Here is an 18844-nt window from a genome sequence, read left to right on the forward strand (position 1 = left end):
GCAGAAATTCAGAGGACTAAAGTCCTCACTACGAACCTAACTAGGAACAAAGGTTCGTAGTGCGGACTTCAGTCCGCAGAAATTCAGAGGACTAAAGTCCTCACTACGAACCTAACTAGGAACAAAGATTCGTAGTGCGGACTTCAGTCCGCAGAAATTCAGAGGACTAAAGTCCTCACTACGAACCTAACTAGGAACAAAGGTTCGTAGTGCGGACTTCAGTCCGCAGAAATTCAGAGGACTAAAGTCCTCACTACGAACCTAACTAGGAACAAAGGTTCGTAGTGCGGACTTCAGTCCGCAGAAATTCAGAGGACTAAAGTCCTCACTACGAACCTAACTACGAACAAAGGTTCGTAGTGCGGACTTCAGTCCGCAGAAATTCAGAGGACTAAAGTCCTCACTACGAACCTAACTACGAACCTAACTACGAACCTAACTACCAACCTATTCGATCGCACTTAATACAGAGGACATTATATGACTAACAAAATCCTGCTGACCTCATTTAATACTTGGCTTTCCCATCAGAAGTCGAACTCTTCCGACGATTTATTAGCCAAAATTTCTCGAATTCAATCTTTGCCTGATTCGCTAACTTATTTGAGAAAACTGCCCGTAGATTTTCAGGAAGCGCCGAATTTGGCGATCGCCCAAATCAACAAAATCCAACCCGACATTATTATCTGCTGCGGCATGGCCGAAAGCCGGCAAAAATTAACCGTAGAATCCTGCGCTTGCTGCGATACAGACATTCTGAAAACAAAAGTCAATCTCGAACCGCTAGTCGCTGATTTATGCACCACCGAAATCAGTCACGAAGCCGGAAAATATGTTTGTGAAGCTCTCTATTACGCAGTTTTAAAACATATTCGCAATGCTCAACTTCCCGCTAAATGTATTTTCGTCCACGTGCCAATTTTAACATTAGAAAATTCTGACAAAATTGTCGGCGATTTTTTATCTATTGTCAATCGCCTAACAATTAACCACTCTCAACTGACAACTAAGAGGGCGGGCACGGGGGCACCGCCCCTACCACAGATCAACTGACAACTGACAACTGACTATTGCCAACTGCCAACTGCCAACTCTTTAGCCGCCGTAATTCCAGCCTGTGGTTTCTAATAGCAACGGATCGCCCTCGCGATGAACACCGGCGCCGATAACTTCACCGACATAAACCGTGTGATCTCCGTGTTCCACAGCACCAACAACATTGCACTCAATGTAACCCAGAGTATCCGAAATAATCGGACAACCTGTTTCGGCGCCTAGATAAAATTCTACATCCTCAAATTTATTGCCAACGCGGCGCTGCTGCTTGAAGAATTTCTGGGCTAACTCTTTTTGTCCAGCTTCCAGGAAACTCAAAGCAAACACACCGCTGGCTTTGATCATGGCGTGGGATTTGGAATCTTGCTTGACGCAGTTGACGACTAAGGGAGGGGTAAAGGAAGATTGCATCACCCAGCTAGCGGTGAAACCGTTGACTTCTTCCCCGTCTTTGACACCGCAAATGTACAATCCGTGAGGGATTTTGCGGAGGAGGGTCTTTTTAGCTTGTTCGTCTAGCACGGGCTTACCTGTCGATCGATAATTCTACACCGCCCAGTTTACCAATGTCCCGTCCACAAACCCAACTGTCTTAAGGGCGATGCGCCACACCGAGAATGTTGAGATTGCCAATATTAGTTTTTTCACAACCAAATTTTATGCTTGCCACAATATTTATTTTTATTAACTTAAATTGAGTTTTTCCGATGTTTTGACAACCAACTATATACTATGTTAAGACTTTAGCTATTAATCTTAGAATCTAAACGCAGTCACTCAATTACTTAACAAAACCGGAGATAATTCGATGACAGAATCGTTTAAACGGAACTTTGGTTTAGGTCTTGTAGCAGTCAGTATATTATCTCTAATTTGTTTCGGCATAATAGGGATTGGCAGAGACGGCCAGCTAAATGCTGACGGTGGTGTCCTTTACGCTGCCGGACGTGCTTGGCTGAAAGGTTTAAATGCTTACAACCACGGTATGCTGACTCAAAGTGTAGCGACAATAAAAGAAATTGACAACCTAAAAGATGCGGCTTTCTTTTATCCTCCTCAATCAGCCGTGTTTTGTATGTTTGTCGGTCTTTTCGATTACCCTATTGCCAAGTTTGTTTGGCTATTACTCAACTTGCTTTCAATCGCAGCTATTATTGCGATGACAGTTCGCACCATCAACCAACATCAAAATAACAGTCAAAATCAACTCGGCAGTTTGGTGATGACTGCGATGATTGTTGGCAACCCATTCACTGCCCACGTTGTGTGGATGGGTCAAACTTCTTTGATGGCTTTTGCCGGGACAATGGCTGCTTGGTTTTTCAGCCAACGGCAAATATTTGTATTGGCAGGAGTCTGTTTGGGTATAGCCAGTTTTAAGCCGCAACTATGCTTATTGCTGGGTATTTGGTTTTTGCTAGAACGGAACTGGAAAATATTAGCTGTAGCCTTGGCAACGGTTATAATTATGAGCGCTTACCCGTTGGTGCTGTATGGCGGGCCAGTTGGGATGCTGGCAGCGTGGCATCAAGGAATTCTAGACAGCTATAGTTCTTTGCCTTTCAATCAACCGGGGTTTCAAGATAAAGTTGGTATGGAAAGTCTTTTCGCTTCTTTAGGCTTCAAAATACCAGCTATCAAGATTGTGGCAGTAATTTTAGCGGTTGTGCTGTGGGTGTTTCGCAATAGAATTAATCGCGAAGATGTGTTGGCTTTGCTGATGGGTATATCCTTCACCTTTCTGGGATATACTCACGTTTACGATTATGTAGGTTTGTTCCCGATTCTGACTTCGCTGTGGCTGTATTGCAGCAATAACCGCAAAGCTTTGCTCAGCAGTATTGCTTTAGTTTTTCTGCTCTTTTTTCCGAGACGGATATTTTTAGCAGCGGGTTTGCCTTTTTTGATTCACTGGAGAACAATTGTTGTTTTAATTCTAGTAGTTGGTGTTGTTCTATTCAGCATGAAATCTAAATCGAGTGAGGGATTGCAACAAGAAATTGCTTGATTTTGGGTCGAGTTACCAGTGACAATATTTTTAACTGTCAACTGGCTAACTCCCTTGGTCAAAACTCTCAAACAACTCCATGCTTTTTAAACCAATCTTGCAGCTTTTTCCAAGCATCATTGGCTTCTTTTTCCCGGTAAGTGGGGCGATAGTCGGCGTTAAAACCGTGGGGTGTATCTGGATAAAGCACAATTTCGGAACCGCTGCTGCCAGTTTTGAGAAGTTGCTGCATTTTCTCGACTGTATCGTTGGGAATTAACTCGTCTTTGCCGCCGTAAAGCCCCAATACTGGCACTTTTAAAGTTGCGGCAAGGTCGATCGGCTGTTTGGGAGTTAAAGGCCCAGAAGCGCTCGCCAAACGCCCGTACCAAGCCACACCAGCTTTGACTTTCGGGTTGTGGGCTGCGTACAGCCAGACAATTCTGCCACCCCAGCAAAATCCGGTAATTCCTAACTTATCAATATTGCCCTTGGCTGACTTTTGCGCCCAATCGACGGTAGCATCTAAATCGGACATGACTTGAGCGTCGGGAACTTTCGAGACAACTTTACTGACAATTTCTTGAATGTCGGTGATTTTAGAAACATCACCTTGACGGGCAAACATCTCTGGGGCGATCGCCAAATAACCTAATTTAGCTAAACGGCGGCAAATATCTTGAATGTGGGCGTGCACTCCAAAGACTTCTTGAATTACTAAAATTACTGGAAAATTGCTACCGCTAGCTGGCATTGCTCTGTATCCTGGAATCTGCCCATCTTTCACGGGAATTTTGACTTCACCTGCAACTAAATTCGTTGTATCTGTGGTAATAGTTGCCAAAGAAATAGGATGAACTGCTAAGGCAAATCCGGCGGTTAATGCGGTGACAGTGATAAATTGTCTGCGAGTTAAATCTTTCATAGATAATGGGGAATGGGGAATGGGGGCATTGGGCATCGGGCATTGATAATTGATAATTGATAATTGATAATTTCTTCCAATGACTGTCAACTGTCAAATGTCAACGAAGAGGGCGGGCACGCACCATCCACCGCCCCTACCAATTGCCAACTGACAACTGTCAACTGTCAACTGTCAACTGACGAAACAGCCGATCGTGCTCTGGATGGTACAAGCGCGATCGCCCTTGGGCCTCTTTACCCAAAGCCGGACTAATCACATACATCGTCGTTCTGATTAAATTGTGTTCGCGAGTGGCGATCGCCATTTTGTCAAGGGGAACTAACACAATTTTCTCATCCGGCCAGCCCAAGCGATAACAAATCGCCACAGGCAAATCAGACGGGTAATGTTCCATCAACTTAGCTTGAGCTTGTTCGACGTGTCGCGCGCTCAAATACAGACACAAACTCGCTTGATGGGCCGCTAAACTAGCTAATTCTTCACGTTCTGGTACTTCAGTTCTGCCGCTAATTCTGGTCAAAATAATTGTCTGCACAACTCCGGGAACTGTCAACTCAATTTTAAGTTTAGCCGCCGCAAGTTGGAAAGCACTAATTCCCGGAATTACCTCAAAAGCAATTCCCGCTTCCGCTAAAGCGTGCATTTGTTCGCCGACTGCGCCGTAGAGACAGGGATCGCCCGAATGCAGTCGGACGACGCTTTTGCCGGCTCGCACTCGATCGACCATCAAAGGTACAATCTCTTCGAGAGTCTTATCTGCCGTTTGGATAACTTCAGCATCCGCGCGCACCCCCTCTAAAATTTGCTTTGGAACTAGGGAATCGGCAAATAATATGACATCGGCCTGGGCCAGTAGTTTTTGAGCCTTAACAGTCAACAAATCCGGATCTCCCGGGCCTGCACCTACAATGTATACGCCTGGAATTAGGGATTCAATCTCTGTCAAACTCATTGCGGATAAAAAATTTGCTAAATTTACCGGCGTTTCCGGATGCACCTATTTGGGTTGGAAGTAAGGGATGGTAGATGCACCCTGGTTTTGAACCCTAGAGACTAACGTCTCTGGGGTTTTTTATTGATCTTCTGGGGATTTGGGATCAACCTTTGTGCGATCGCCCGTGGCTGATACAACATCTGGCAAAGGTCGATCGAGCAAATAAAGCCAAGCCAACCCGCCCAAACCTAAAACAATCCCAGTCAAGCTTACCATCTGCGCCGTCCGCAGCGCCCCGAACATCAAACTATCAGTTCGCAACCCTTCAATCCAGACTCTACCGCAACTGTAAGCAGCGATATAAACCAAAAACAAAGCACCAGTTTTCAATCTAATTTTGCCCTGCAAGTCGCGGAAAAACAAAGTCAGCAGCAACCCAAATACTGTCAAATTCCACAGAGATTCGTAGAGAAATGTGGGATGAAAGTATTCAAAATTAGCATAGGCGATCGGGCGACTGTTTGCCGGAATATAGAGTTTCCAGGGCAAATCCGTAGGACTTCCAAAAGCTTCCGAGTTAAAGAAATTTCCCCAACGTCCGATCGCCTGACCGAGAATTGCCGAAGGTGCGATCAAATCTGCCAATTGCCAAAAAGAAACTCGCTGGATTTTCGCAAAAATTAAAGCTGCGATCGTGCCTCCCAAAATTGCGCCGTGAATAGCAATTCCACCTTTCCAAATTGCCAGAATATCTTCAGGCCTCTGGGCGTATTGCTGCCACTCAAAAGCCACGTAGTAAATTCGAGCACAGGGAATAGCGCCCAGAACCAGCCAAATTGCTAAATCGCCCAGCAATTCCGGGTTAACGCGGCGTTTTTCTGCCAAATATTGAGATAGAGTGACCCCAATCAAGACGGCAGAAGCTATCAACAGCCCGTACCAACGAACGGCTACGGGGCCGAGTTGAAAGATAATCGGGCCCGGGGATGTAAATTGAAAGCCTAAGGGCAGCGCAAGAATATTTAGCACCATGAAAATTGCATTAATTGTGGTGGAAAGCTGTCAAATTTGCATACCCTTTCACAAACTACAGAGTTTATTTTAGGTGACTGCGGTCATTTACACGCAATATTTGGGGAATTTGGCCAAAATTAACTTTGTTGCGGGTATTTGTGTCAGGAGTTTTCTTTGTGAGTCCACAATAAGATCCCCCCTAACCCCCCTTAACAAGGGGGGAACCGGATTATTCTCTTTCGTCCCCCTTCTTAAGGGGGATTTAGGGGGATCGAGACTTCGCCTTCTGGAGGATTGTCGGCAGTTTTGGTCGAGAAGTTTTAATATAGAGGGTGGTTTTAAATTTTCTGATGACCTATGTCTCCTACTTCCGTTTCTCAGGTGTACTCTTCTGGTAATTCCAGGGATGCGAATCAGTCTCGCAAGACTGATGCTTTGGCTGTTGAGTCTGGTAAAATTCCGCCGTTGTTGGGCGCGAATTTGGCTGAGTTAACGGAGTGGGTACAGCAAAATGGGCAACCTGCTTATCGCGGGAAGCAGTTGTATCAGTGGATTTATGAGAGAGGCGCGCGATCGCTCTCTGAAATTTCGGTATTCTCTAAACAATGGCGCGAAACTGTTGCTAAAATTCCGATCGGGCGATCGACTATTCATTTGCGATCAGTCGCACCAGACTCCACCGTCAAGTATCTCTTAAAATTGGCAGACGGTCAAATCATTGAAACCGTCGGCATTCCCACCGAAAAACGGCTGACAGTCTGCGTCTCAGCCCAAGTTGGCTGTGCGATGGGCTGCGACTTTTGCGCTACGGGCAAAGGCGGTTTCAAGCGCAACTTAGAAAAACACGAAATCGTCGATCAAGTCTTGACAGTACAGCAAGATTTCGGCCGCCGAGTCAGCCACATCGTATTTATGGGGATGGGCGAACCCCTGCTAAATATCGATAATGTCGTAGCTGCTGTCAAGTGTTTGAATCAAGATGTCGGAATTGGACAGCGCAACATCACCATTTCCACAGTCGGAATTCGCAACCGCATCAACAAACTAGCCGAACATCAACTGCAAGTTACCCTTGCTGTCAGCCTCCACGCCTCCAATCAAAGACTGCGCGAAGAGTTGATTCCCAGCGCCCACCCTTATCCTTTGGGTGAGTTAATGGCAGAATGCCGCGAATACGTGCGATCGACCGGCCGCAGGTTAAGCTTTGAATACGTGCTGTTAGCCAATGTGAATGACTTACCAGAACACGCCGCCGAGTTAGCAAGTCAGTTGCGCGGTTTTCAGTGTCACGTCAATTTGATTCCTTACAATCCGATTCAGGAAGCTGAATATCAGCGGCCAACTCCCAATCGAATTAACCAATTTGTGGCGGTTTTGAAGGAGAAGAAAATTGCAGTTAGCGTGCGGTATTCTCGCGGCTTAGAAGCAGATGCCGCCTGCGGACAACTGCGGGCTTCGGAGGTAGAATAGTAGATTTTTACTGTTATGTAAAATTGGTTCGTAGTGAGGACTTTAGTCCGCATCCGTCAGAGGACTAAAGTCCTCACTACGAACGTTTTTGATTGTGTTTGTGCGAGATGAAATGATATTACAACAAACTCTACAAGCGTTTTAAACTGTTCGGAAATCGTTAACTCCGATTTGTGAAGCATTGACTCCGATCAAAGAGGCGATCGCAATTCCATTCACCTCAATCAAAGTATTGTTATTACTCTGAGTGATTTTCAGTTGGTTGAAACTCAAGCCACCAGACAATCCTAACACATCTTCGCCTTTCACAAAATCGGAAATAATATCGAGTCCGAGATTGTTTCCGACGACAAATATATCATTGCCCAAACCGCCAATCAAGCTGTCGTTGCCTAAACCTCCGAACAAAATATCGTTTCCTTCGCAACCGAGAAGCGTATCGTTACCTTTGTCTCCATAAATCGAATCATTGCCCTTACCGCCGTCAATTAAATCATTGCCTTGGCCTCCATAAACTAGGTCATTTCCGGCATCGCCAGACAAAGTATCGTCCCCAAGTTCTCCAAAGAGAGTATCATTGCCTTCGCTGCCTAGGATTAAATCCTGACCGTTTCCGCCGAACAAAGTATCGTTTCCTTTGCCGCCGTCGATAAAATCGTTACCTTCATTGCCCAAGATTAAGTCATCATCTTCTTGCCCGTTAAGTGAATCGTTTCCTTGATTCCCGAAAATAACATCTTTACCAAAACCGCCAATAATGATGTCGTTTCCTTTGCCTCCCAACAGGATATCGTTGCCGCCCTTGCCATCAATAAAATCGTTACCTTCGTTGCCGTTGAAAATGTCTGCGCTATTCCCACCAATCAGGTTGTCGTTACCTGCTTTGGCATCGAATATATTGGGAGTGTTACTGCCAATATAACCGTCATTTTTGGCAGTACCAATGATGATGCCGGAATTGCCGTTGATGATATTATCGACTGGATTTAGTCGATCGAGGTTTGGTCGTTCAATGCGATCGCCAATGCAGGTTAGATCCGGTGTGGGCGTTGGTGTGGGCGTTGGTGTGGGCGTTGGTGTGGGCGTTGGTGTGGGCGTTGCCGTCGTATCGACGATCGTCAAAATCGCCGTTTTTTGATTGCCCAAAACAGCATTATTTGTGGCATTTGTCAAGCTGAGATTGACAGTTTCATTACCTTCGACTAAGGTGTCATTGGCGATCGGAATAGTGAAAGTTTTGCTAGTTTCACCAGAGACAAAGTTTAACGTACCCGATGTTGCAGTGTAGTCACTTCCAGCGGTGGCGCTACCGTCAGCAGTGCCGTAACTGACAGAGGCGGAAACATTGCTACCACCTGTCCGATTAACCGTAATTGTTTGGGTTGCGCCGTTTTCATTAACGCTGTAAGTGGCGTTGCTGAAATTAAAAGTTCCCGGTATTGGTATGACTGATACGTCGTTATCTGCGATCGCCACCGTCGCAGTTTCAGTACCAGCAGCCCCCAAATTGTAAGCAGCCGTACCGACTAAAGTCAGCTTCACAGCCTCGCTACCTTCCACAATCCTGTCGTCAATTGGGGTAATAGTAACATCGGCAAAAGATTGACCGGCTGGAATGATAATGCTACCCGTTAAATTCGGCGTGTAATCATTGCTGGTGGCAAAGCCCGTACCGCTAGCAGTCGTATAATTGACTGTCAGCGGCAGTGCGGTACTGCCCGATCGCGTAATGCGGAAAGTACCAGGATTTGCAGCAGATTCGGCTGCTGCTGCGTCTGTCGCAGTAATAGTTACAGTCGGCAAGGCAATGTTAAATCGGGCGACACTCGGATCGTGATCGCTGTCTTGTTGAGCAAATTCTGAGTTGATGTGAACGACATCAAATCCAGCTAAGTTTTTAGCTAAGTTATTGCTAGCTAAAATGTGATCGAGCACCTGGGCGTTGCCTTGGAAATTGTAAGTATAGCGCTCATTCTCCGGCAGAGTTTCGATTAAGTTTTGCAGTACAGCAGTGCCGCTACCGCCGGGAATTCCCCGGACAACATTCAGCGGTTCGGAAAATTGAAAATCATTCAAATCTCCGGCAACAATTACATTCGCGTTGGCATCTACTGCCAAAATACTATCAACAAAATTGTTGACAATTTGTGCTTGTTGCAGGCGCTGAGTTTCTGTAGTTAAAACTGGTGGTTGGTTGGGGCCGAAAAGCGGTTGATCGCCTCCTTTGGAGTTGAAGTGATTGGCAATGACAAACACCGATTGGCCGTTGAATTGAAATTCACCAACTAAGGGCTTGCGGCTGGTATTAAATGCTGCGTTAGTTGGGTCAATTCTGCCGGGACTTGCTGAGAGTACGGGCGCGCCGCTGACGTTGTTAACCGTGGTTGCGGTTGTGGAAGTGCCTCCAGGGCGATCCTCTTCGAGGGCTTCGCTAACGACAAATGTAACGCGGCTAGGATTGAACAAGAATCCGACTCGAATATTGCCACCAGGTTCGCCGCCGTCTTGGTTGTTTACCGGGTTAATTTGCCGGAATTCATAAGTCGGGCCGCCCGCTGTTTTAATTGCTGCAATTAAGGTGTTGTAAGTTGTATCCGCCGCAACTACGCCGTCATTTGTCGCGCCGTTGTTGTCTTGAATTTCCTCGACATTAATAATGTCAGGATTTTTCAGATTGGTGACAATGCGGTTGGCGATGGCTGGGAATTTGGCAGTGTCGCTGGGGTCTAAATTCTCGACGTTGAAAGTAGCAACTGTTAGCTGGCTAGCACTTCCAGTTAAGTTTGTCACTTCCTTAGTCAAGCCGCCGGATGTAACGCTGGTTTGAGGAATTTGAGCGGTATTTAAAAGCTCGTAATTGCTGAAACTGTAACCGATAACGCCTGTAACTGTGCTTAATTTGTCTCCAACATTAGTTAGAGGTGACAAGCTGCCATTGCTGGGAGGATTCAGCAAAGTATCGTCAATTTGAATCCGTTCGGGATTGAAATCAGTCGCAGAAACGGCAATGCCACCGCGACTGGTTCGGCCTGTAGCATTCACACCGTTATCGGGCAAAACGTAGAATTCACCAAACTCGTTTGTGGGGCCGACAACTACGGGATTGTTGACTTGAACCAGCATTGATTCTAAACTTTCATAGAAGTCGATGCCTTCCGTTGTCGGATCGAAATCACCTCCTGTTTCCACATTGCCGGTAGCAGTGAAATCATTTTGAATGGAGGTTGTCGGTTGAATGCGACCGCCCGTACCCACGATAGTTGGAGTAATTGTTCCTAAAGATGCGATCGCCCCTACAGCAGATCCAGCAACCGTAGCGTTAATTTGAGTTAATGTTAGATTGGTGGCGTTGTTAGCAGGGCGGAATTCGTCAACTCGACCAGTTACTTGCACCGATTGTCCGACAGTTGGATTCGGTATTGTCGAACTTCCCAAGAATACAAAAACCGCTTCCGATGTCGAATTTGGATTAGCCCCAGTGTCGGCTGTTGGATCTTGCATATAAAAGCCGCGACTGCTACCAGTAGCAATTAGCGCTGTTACTACACCGGGAACATTGCTAACAGTTTGAGTGGCTAAAGGTGATGTGTGACTTGCACCTTGAATGTTGCGGATGCGAACCGGAGAAGTTCCCAAAGTTACGATATCGCTGCGGAATTTTTGGAAGTTATCTTGGGGCAGTTCTTTCGAGATTACATTGTCACCGTACCACAGATTGTCGCCGTTATCAACTAATAGTTGAATCTGACTGCTATCGGTTAAGTTACTTGGCACTTCGACGATGGATTCAAAACTACCGCCTGCATTCAAAGCTGTCAAATTTGCCGATCGCACTTGAGGCGCATCAGCAGCATTCCCAGTCCAAGTGTACAACCGGAAATCCTTCGGTGCAGTCCCCGTAGCGCTGTCGGCAGGGCCGGCGACAATGAGGTATTCGTTGTTAGCATTGCGATCGATACTGCGAATCCCCCGCCCGCCCAAATCTAGTTGAATCGGAACACCAATCATGGCGCTAGTCGCTGTTGCTGTTACTAACTCGGTGAAGTTAGTAATCGGTGCGATCAAAGCTTTAGTGCGATCGCTTGTCGGAACTTGCGGCGCGCGGAATGCCACGTAAGCAGTAGTACCGTTGGGCGCAAGGGTCAAACCTTCGATATTGAAACCGTCTAGGGTAGTAGCTTCTGGGATTTTGCCCGCAGCCGCGCTAGCAGTAAAATTGAAACCATTCGTATTTCCCCACGCGATCAAATCGTTGCGGAGGTTGTCGTATTTACCAGCAAAAGTCAGATTAGTTGTCGCGCCGCTACCGGAAATATCCGTCGCAAACAACCGATAGCGATTCGGGCGCAAATTGCCACCGCTAGCGTTGCTGTGGGAAGCCAACCAGTAAATTCTATTACCGACGCGGGTTGAAGCTTCGATATCAATTTCTCTGGGAATACCGCCGGAGATATCCGTCAAGCCGAGAGAGTTGGTAAAGTCAAAGGTTTTGACTGGTAAACCGGAATTTGCCCGATCGTACAAACGAATTGTTTGGTCTTCGTCATCAGCGACTACCATATAATTGGAGTCGATCGCGATCGCCGTACTAGCATCGCTTGTTCCTGTTAGAAAACGGCTGGTTGTCGGAGTTCCCGAAGCAGCAGAAGCGGCGTATTTCAGAACAGTAGATGTTGTACTTGTGCCGTCACTTACAGTAACAGTCACGTCAGCAAAACCGACACCCACCGGATTAATTTTCAGATTGCGACTTGCGCCAGTTCCACTGATAGTTAAATTAGCGTTGGGAACCACCGCAGTATTGCTGCTGGTTGCGGTTAATGTCAGATTTCCAACCGCAGTTTCCGCATCAGCTAAAGTAAAGTTAACCCCAAAATTCTTAGCCGGATCCGTCGGATCGTTGATGACACCTGATAAAGTAGGAACAGTTAAAAATGTAGAAGCTGCACTCGGTGCGATCGTCGGTGGAGTATTAGTAGTTGTTGTGACTGTTGTTGTGACGGCGGTAGTCGAGGAATTGTTAGTTTCATTGCTTTCGGCGATCGCACTTCCGGGATCTGCAACTGCCGCACCTATCGTACTGCTAACAGTACCCGCAGCAGTAGGAGTAACGTTAATTGTAAGGGGAACATTGCCACCAGCGGCGATCGCACCGCCGGTAAAAGTAACAACTCCCGCTGCTTGAGTCGCAGTAAAACCGGTACCGCTAGCCGAATTGTAAGTAACGCCCGCAGGTAAAGTAAATTTAGCGCTAACTCCTGTAGCAGCAGCAGTACCGCTGTTAGTTAAAGTCAGCGTGTAGTTGAAGGGAGTGTTAACCGTCGCTGTCGCAGGGGCGCTGCTGGCGATAGTTAAATCGGGTAAAGGAGTTGTAGAGGCGATCGTCACAGCCGCAGCAATATCTGTAAGTGCAGTAGGATTAGTTACAGTCGCAGCCGTGCGCGGAGTCGTCCAAGTACCCGTAACCGCATTGTAAGTTCCAGTTAACTTGGTAAACGCGCCGCCAGCCGGATCGGGAAAAAGCTTTATATTAGTTCCATCCCCAAAAGTCCCTTGTGCATTGCTGTAAATATCATTTGTTGGCAATACATAACCGCCAGTCGCCGGATTTGCAGTCCCTACACCGGTGCCAAAAAATATAGCATCAACAGGAACAGTTGTGCTAGTAATACTGGCAATCGGAACATCAAAAATCGCAATCCCGTCAGCATTAGCGCCCCCATTTCCGAGTACCCCGCCAGTATTCAGATCTCCAAAACGATCGCCCGCCGTGGTACTTGTATTGATAGTTTTCAGCCAATTTGCCGCAGAAATATCTGTAGTGGCGGCACCATTAATTAATTTGCCAGAACCCCCGACATAGGCAACTTGCCCCTTAGCAAGAGTACCTGAATTAATGCTGAAACCGTAAGTTAAAGCAGCCCCGCTAACCCATCCGTTGGCCAGTGCAGTTCCATTATTTGACCACACCACCGTGTAGGGAGTCGCTGCAAAGTCGATCGCCTCTGTAGCAATTACCTGCAAATATTCATAGGGGCTATCTGTACCGGCTGGATTTGCCATGTAGCCCGAAATCACTAACTTTGCTGCCATAACACTTATTCCCGTAGTTTGCGCCAGTTTTCACTCCCAAAGACAGATACTACTAGCTGAAAGTTAAGAGATAGTAACTGTTTATTTAAGTAACAGTTAATAATTATAAGGTCAAAATAATCTAGCATATTTTGTGTCCAATTACAACAAATCTATTTCTAAGCCGTAGGGTGCGTCAGAGTGCATGATTTTATCAAAAATCAACCAGCTACGATCTGACGCACCCTACTACTACGAACCTTTTTGAGGTTGAATAGTAGATTTTTTGTGTTAGGTAAAATTGGTTCGTAGTGAGGACTTTAGTCCTCTGAATTTATGCGGACTAAAGTCCTCACTACGAACCTTTTTGATTGTGTTTGTGCGCGATGACATGATATTATAACAAACTCTACAAGCGTTTAACCAGTATCCACCGCAACTCGATGGGCGGGGTTTCTTCCACCGGAAATAAGTTGAATAGTAGATTTTTCGTGTTAGGTAAAATTGGTTCGTAGTGAGGACTTTAGTCCTCTGAATTTATGCGGACTAAAGTCCTCACTACGAACCTTTTTGATTGTGTTTGTGCGCGATGACATGATATTATAACAAACTCTACAAGCGTTTAACCAGTATCCACCGCAACTCGATGGGCGGGGTTTCTTCCACCGGAAATAAGTTGAATAGTAGATTTTTCGTGTTAGGTAAAATTGGTTCGTAGTGAGGACTTTAGTCCTCTGAATTTATGCGGACTAAAGTCCTCACTACGAACCTTTTTGATTGTGTTTGTGCGAGATGACATGATATTATAACAAACTCTACAAGCGTTTAACCAGTATCCACCGCAACTCGATGGGCGGCGTTTCTTGCACCGGAAATAAATCGCGCCCGCTGGCCCAACTCACAAACCAAGGTGTCGGAGGCCATGCAGAATCAGGCAAATGTTTTTGTTCGTATTCCATCACCGACTCATCGGCGATAATTTCTAACGGCAAACCCTCGATAGCTGCTTCCAATTCTTGCTTTGTAATCAGATAAGACCAACACAATTCAGACATTTGTTTTGCCATTTCATCGGGTTCGTAGCCATCGACAGCTAAGAAAGTGCTGAATAGGATAAACCCACCACTTAACACAGCATCGGACATTTTGCCGAGGAATAAGCGGATTTGTTCGGGATAGCGGAAGTGCGAGAGAACTTCGGTAGCAATCGCTAATTTGTACCGATAGGTTTTCATCCTCAATAAAGGATCTAAAACGTCGCCTTGGATGACATGAATCGGCAAGTTTTCGGCGAGGGCTGCTGCTGAGAGTTTTTCGGCAAATATGGGCGTTAGCTCGATCGCATCCACGGAATGTCCTAACCTAGCTAAAGGCAGACTATTGCGCCCCGGGCCCGCACCGACATCTAAAATAGCTGCTTTACCCGCTTCCCCTAATTCGGCCACAATTGCCATCACTTTAGCATCGGGATGGCTGCCAAATAAAGGTTCGGGGCGAATATCCGGCCAGGTATGATATTTCTGGGCCATCGATTCGACTTGAATCTTGGTATTCAGAGTAATCCCGCCGCCTAAGCCTGTTTGGGGATTGGCGGGAAAGTATGAGACGATGAGATTAGCGTGGGGAGAATTTTTGAATCCTTCTGTTAACGCGTTAGCGATTAATGTTCGCAAGTTTTCGGTTTGGGCAGCGTCGAGGTTTTGTCCGAGAACTTTTAAGAAGTCTGAGAGTAATTTTAGATAGTCGTCTAGCATTGATGGCAAACAAGGTAGATAAAATTCTCCCTTGATGCCGATGTTCTTTTTGAGTCTTTCTTTGAGAATTAATTTCAGGCTATTAGAATCAGTCAGCGGCGGGCCAGTTTCGGGCGAGTCGCTGACAGGCAATTCTGGGGAAGATGCGGCACTGGTGGGGTTTTTAGTCACAATGTTTTCGATGATAACCGCGCAATTTGCGGAAAAGTGCGATCGACATTACGGACAATCATAACCTCGGTGGTTCCTCTCGGTGACGAAATTTGGTATAATTGTCTATTATCTGCTGCCAAGATTCAGACATTAAACAGGAGGTCGATCGGCAATAAGTGCGATCGCGCCTAACATAATTTTATGCTCTTGCACCTGAATTCTCGCGTGCAGCGTTTCTGGCGTATCATCAGGCAATACTGGCACCGCAGCCTGCATTAAAATCGGCCCGCTGTCTACTTCCAAATGAGCGATGTGCACCGTACATCCCGTTATTTTCACCTTAGCGGCGAGTGCTTGCTCAACGGCGCGAATGCCTGGGAAACTCGGCAGCAAACTGGGGTGAATGTTAATAACTTTGTTGGGAAAAGCATCGAGCAAAACTTTGGTAACAATTCGCATCCAACCCGCCATCACCACCCATTCTACATCATATTCTTGGAAGGTTTTAACAATTTTTGTATCTAATTCTTCGCGACTTTTGCAATCGCGGTGATTGAGCAAAATCGATGGAATGCCGTATTTTTCCGCTCTGGCAGCAGCTTTGGCTTCGGGATTGTTGTAAATTAATACTGGGATTTTAGCGTTGAGTTGTCCCTGTTGGATGGCTTCGGCAATTACCTCGAAGTTGCTACCGCTACCTGAGGCTAAAATTCCTATTTTTAAGGGCGCGGCAATCTTAGCATTTCCCTCTATGAGTGCGGGAGAAATTGCGGGAGAAATCAAACAGTCTGTAGAATTAGTATTTGCTGCAATCATCAAAGTTTCACCGTGTTATCAAAGAGGAACCAGCGGGACATCGAAAGTTTTCCGGGTCGTTATTTTTAGGAACAATTGGTCTCGGTGGAGGTGAAGTAGAATGCCAATTTGTTACGCAACTAAATGCAATGCTAGTTACAACATTTTCGGGTTCGTCTTTCACTTTAACGAGAAATACTGCACCTGTATAACTTCTTAATCGATGGTTTTTAGCTTGAACCGTCATGATTACATCTTGAGTGAAATCACTTTGAGATAAAAATTGATAGCGGTAATTTTCTTCTTCAAACTTCATTCCTATACCCAGTTCCTCAAATGTTCTAGCAAATTTGGCATTTTCGGCATAGAAAGCTTGTTGAGCATTAAGCGCCGACCGAATATATTGCCCACTTTCATAGGCTTGTCGCGGAGTTTCTGGTTCAAACGTGTTAAGTATTTTTATTTTTGTATTTCGAGGCAAAGCTGTAGTGGTGGAAAGTTTTTGAAGAAAAAGTGCACCCGTTGTAAAAGTAGTTGGTCTGGCTTCTTCCGGCTTTACACCCATGAATTCTACGCGCATTTGACCGTTGGGAGTAAATTCAAAAATTGTCTGCAAATTTTGGTTTTCACTGGCGGTTACATCTATTGTCATCGGCCTGGTAGTAGAGTTAATTCTGTATTTGAATTCATAGGCAGTTAGAGGTTCGGTTGGAGGTGCAAAAGGAAATGACGAAGTGAGTATAAATAATTTGCCTTCTTGTGTAAAAATTACTGTTACCGGAACGGATAATAGATATTGTAACTGCCACTGTCCTACTAATTGTTCGGCTACAGTTTGGGCTGTGGGAGTTGTTTGGGCGGGGACTGGGGCTGGCGCTGCGACGATCGGTTGGGCGATCGTCGCACTTATAGCAAACCTACTCGCAGACAACAGGCAACAGCCACCAATCAGCAATCTGGAAATATTTAAGTATGTTTTTTGCATAAATGTCAACCTCTGACCTGCACAATCAGTGTACCGCTTGCTGGCAGCGCTATTCTACAACAATATCATCAAAAAACTCTTCCCTCAGAATCGAATAAATTTTCAAATCCCAATATCTGCCCTTGACAAATAGCTGCTGTCGCAAAATCCCTTCCAACTGCATCCCCACTTTTTCCATCACCCTCGCCGAAGCAATATTGTTAACTTCACATCTACCCACAATTCGATTTAGCAACATCTCCCGAAAGCCAAATTCAATAATTGCATTGACAGCCTCGCTCATATATCCTTCTCTCCAATATCTCGCAGAAAGTGCATAGCCAATTTCAGCGCGGCTGTGCGTCATGCTCCATTCCACATATCCGCAAGTCCCGATCAACTTTTTCTCGGCTTTGTGGACAATTCCCCAATCTACAAGCTCTTTTCTTTTGTACATTTTTGTCAGAGACTTGAGAAAGTATTTAGTGTCTTCGAGGGAGGTATGAGTTGACCACATTGTGTATTCGGAGACTTCCGGGTTGGAAGCATACTCAAACATATCGCTGGCATCATTTAAAGTGATTTTTCGGAGCAGGAGCCTTTCAGTTTCTATAGTGGGTATATTTGCTAATATATCGAGCAATTTCATTTTGACATTGACCTATATTGTGATACCATTTAAAACTAAAAGCTAAAATTTACAAGCCAATGGTTCCGATAAAATCTGGGCGTTTTAACTGGTTGGACAATGAGTCGATCGCAGCTTGGACATTTCTGGCCCCGGCTTTACTGTTTCTGGGTACTTTTTTGATTGGGCCGATCGCCTATTTATTCTACCTCAGCTTTACCCGCGGCAGCTTTACCCAGTCGGGAGTGCGTTTGATCGGCCTCAATAACTACTCGCGCCTGCTGACAAACCCGGATTTTTGGCAAGTTCTCCAAAACACGATCTATTTTACAACCGCGACAGTCATTCCTAGTTTAATAATTCCCTTGGGTTTGGCAGTTTTGCTAAATCGCTCGTTTGCTTGGCGGGGAGCTCTCCGCACTGCTTATTTTATCCCTTCGATTACCTCTCTAGTGGCTGTTGGCTTGGGTTGGCGGTGGTTGTTTCAAACCGAAGGCCCGGTAAATGATATGCTAAGGGCGATCGGCTTAAATCCAATTCCTTGGCTCAGCAGCACAGCTTGGGCAATGCCAGTCATAATTCTGCTCAGTGTTTGGAAACAATTAGGCTTTAATATGGTAGTATTTTTAGCAGGATTGCAAGCAATTCCGGTAAATCGTTACGAAGCAGCAGAATTGGATGGAGCTAATGGTTGGCAGCAATTTTGGCACATCACTTTACCCGGTTTGCGGCCGACTTTAGTATTTGCTACCATTACTACAGCTATTTTTACTCTACGCAGTTTCGAGCAAGTCTATGTCATCACCGGCGGCGGCCCTTTGAACTCTACTAATTTGCTAGTTTATTATATTTACGAGCAAGCTTTTTCCCAATTCGATTTTGGCTATGCAGCCGCAGCAGCAACTTTTCTGATGGCGATAGCTTTGATATTAGTTTATGTTCAGATTCGAGTTTGGGGCGAAGATTCTTAATTAGCTACGAACACAGCTATTAGTGTTGTTAAATAAAGGAGGCTAAAGCTCAACTACACACAAAGGTACGTTGTTGGGCTTCAGCCCTCTTTCGACGTATATACAAAGAGCGTCGCAT

At 45.7% G+C, this 18844-nt stretch carries 13 protein-coding genes; 4 read left to right on the forward strand and 9 right to left on the reverse strand.

The window, feature by feature from the left end:
* Positions 1 to 480: 480 nt before the first annotated feature.
* On the forward strand, positions 481 to 1053 hold the full coding sequence (locus QZ938_RS08010; protein ID WP_293149206.1) for a peptidase C15: 573 nt from the start codon (positions 481 to 483) through the stop codon (positions 1051 to 1053).
* 42 nt (positions 1054 to 1095) lie between these two features.
* On the opposite strand, the gene QZ938_RS08015 is transcribed toward QZ938_RS08010, so the two are convergent.
* Positions 1096 to 1578, reverse strand: a complete 483-nt coding sequence (locus QZ938_RS08015) for a flavin reductase family protein (protein ID WP_293149208.1) — start codon at positions 1576 to 1578, stop codon at positions 1096 to 1098.
* A gap of 286 nt (positions 1579 to 1864) precedes the next feature.
* Here QZ938_RS08015 and QZ938_RS08020 point away from each other — a divergent pair, with 286 nt between their 5' ends.
* Positions 1865 to 3064 carry a glycosyltransferase family 87 protein gene (locus tag QZ938_RS08020; RefSeq protein ID WP_293350190.1) on the forward strand — a complete coding sequence of 400 codons (1200 nt, stop codon included), beginning with the start codon at positions 1865 to 1867 and terminating at the stop codon, positions 3062 to 3064.
* 67 nt (positions 3065 to 3131) lie between these two features.
* Here QZ938_RS08020 and QZ938_RS08025 read toward each other — a convergent pair whose 3' ends face one another.
* The 3 genes from QZ938_RS08025 to lgt form a co-directional block, all read right to left on the reverse strand.
* Positions 3132 to 3968, reverse strand: coding sequence for a dienelactone hydrolase family protein (locus QZ938_RS08025; RefSeq protein WP_293149212.1), 837 nt, complete (start codon positions 3966 to 3968; stop codon positions 3132 to 3134).
* A 160-nt stretch (positions 3969 to 4128) separates the two neighbouring features.
* Positions 4129 to 4923 (reverse strand): precorrin-4 C(11)-methyltransferase, encoded by a 795-nt coding sequence (gene cobM / locus QZ938_RS08030; RefSeq protein ID WP_293350187.1) that lies wholly within the window; start codon positions 4921 to 4923, stop codon positions 4129 to 4131.
* A gap of 120 nt (positions 4924 to 5043) precedes the next feature.
* The gene (lgt, locus tag QZ938_RS08035; protein WP_293350184.1) at positions 5044 to 5937 is read right to left on the reverse strand and encodes a prolipoprotein diacylglyceryl transferase; all 894 of its coding nucleotides are present in this window, start codon (positions 5935 to 5937) and stop codon (positions 5044 to 5046) included.
* 339 nt (positions 5938 to 6276) lie between these two features.
* Between lgt and rlmN the strand changes: the two genes are divergently transcribed.
* On the forward strand, positions 6277 to 7389 hold the full coding sequence (gene rlmN / locus QZ938_RS08040; protein ID WP_293338154.1) for a 23S rRNA (adenine(2503)-C(2))-methyltransferase RlmN: 1113 nt from the start codon (positions 6277 to 6279) through the stop codon (positions 7387 to 7389).
* 141 nt (positions 7390 to 7530) lie between these two features.
* Here rlmN and QZ938_RS08045 read toward each other — a convergent pair whose 3' ends face one another.
* From QZ938_RS08045 to QZ938_RS08065, 5 genes are all read right to left on the reverse strand, one after another.
* Positions 7531 to 13482: a Calx-beta domain-containing protein gene (locus QZ938_RS08045; RefSeq protein ID WP_293350181.1), complete on the reverse strand. Its 5952-nt coding sequence runs from the start codon at positions 13480 to 13482 to the stop codon at positions 7531 to 7533.
* A 794-nt stretch (positions 13483 to 14276) separates the two neighbouring features.
* A complete protein-coding gene (locus tag QZ938_RS08050; RefSeq protein WP_293350178.1) occupies positions 14277 to 15386 on the reverse strand; it encodes a bifunctional 2-polyprenyl-6-hydroxyphenol methylase/3-demethylubiquinol 3-O-methyltransferase UbiG in 1110 nt (369 codons plus the stop codon).
* Between the two features lie 132 nt (positions 15387 to 15518).
* The gene (gene purN, locus QZ938_RS08055) at positions 15519 to 16184 is read right to left on the reverse strand and encodes a phosphoribosylglycinamide formyltransferase (protein WP_293350175.1); all 666 of its coding nucleotides are present in this window, start codon (positions 16182 to 16184) and stop codon (positions 15519 to 15521) included.
* 7 nt (positions 16185 to 16191) lie between these two features.
* Positions 16192 to 17148 carry a type IV pilin-like G/H family protein gene (locus tag QZ938_RS08060; protein ID WP_293338148.1) on the reverse strand — a complete coding sequence of 319 codons (957 nt, stop codon included), beginning with the start codon at positions 17146 to 17148 and terminating at the stop codon, positions 16192 to 16194.
* Positions 17149 to 17197: 49 nt separating this feature from the next.
* Positions 17198 to 17776, reverse strand: a complete 579-nt coding sequence (locus tag QZ938_RS08065; RefSeq protein ID WP_293157930.1) for a GNAT family protein — start codon at positions 17774 to 17776, stop codon at positions 17198 to 17200.
* A gap of 59 nt (positions 17777 to 17835) precedes the next feature.
* Here QZ938_RS08065 and QZ938_RS08070 point away from each other — a divergent pair, with 59 nt between their 5' ends.
* Positions 17836 to 18726: a carbohydrate ABC transporter permease gene (locus tag QZ938_RS08070; RefSeq protein ID WP_293157933.1), complete on the forward strand. Its 891-nt coding sequence runs from the start codon at positions 17836 to 17838 to the stop codon at positions 18724 to 18726.
* Positions 18727 to 18844: the final 118 nt, after the last annotated feature.

The sequence above is a fragment of the Microcoleus sp. CAWBG27 genome, assembly GCF_020883145.1.
In the GTDB taxonomy this organism is placed as follows: domain Bacteria; phylum Cyanobacteriota; class Cyanobacteriia; order Cyanobacteriales; family Microcoleaceae; genus Microcoleus.

Coding starts and splice junctions, on each gene's coding strand:
- lgt (WP_293350184.1), bottom strand. CDS start 5,937: ATGGTGCTAAATATTCTTGCGCTGCCCTTAGGCTTTCAATTTACATCC.
- QZ938_RS08045 (WP_293350181.1), bottom strand. CDS start 13,482: ATGGCAGCAAAGTTAGTGATTTCGGGCTACATGGCAAATCCAGCCGGT.
- QZ938_RS08025 (WP_293149212.1), bottom strand. CDS start 3,968: ATGAAAGATTTAACTCGCAGACAATTTATCACTGTCACCGCATTAACC.
- QZ938_RS08065 (WP_293157930.1), bottom strand. CDS start 17,776: ATGAAATTGCTCGATATATTAGCAAATATACCCACTATAGAAACTGAA.
- QZ938_RS08010 (WP_293149206.1), top strand. CDS start 481: ATGACTAACAAAATCCTGCTGACCTCATTTAATACTTGGCTTTCCCAT.
- rlmN (WP_293338154.1), top strand. CDS start 6,277: ATGTCTCCTACTTCCGTTTCTCAGGTGTACTCTTCTGGTAATTCCAGG.
- purN (WP_293350175.1), bottom strand. CDS start 16,184: ATGATTGCAGCAAATACTAATTCTACAGACTGTTTGATTTCTCCCGCA.
- cobM (WP_293350187.1), bottom strand. CDS start 4,923: ATGAGTTTGACAGAGATTGAATCCCTAATTCCAGGCGTATACATTGTA.
- QZ938_RS08020 (WP_293350190.1), top strand. CDS start 1,865: ATGACAGAATCGTTTAAACGGAACTTTGGTTTAGGTCTTGTAGCAGTC.
- QZ938_RS08060 (WP_293338148.1), bottom strand. CDS start 17,148: ATGCAAAAAACATACTTAAATATTTCCAGATTGCTGATTGGTGGCTGT.
- QZ938_RS08070 (WP_293157933.1), top strand. CDS start 17,836: ATGGTTCCGATAAAATCTGGGCGTTTTAACTGGTTGGACAATGAGTCG.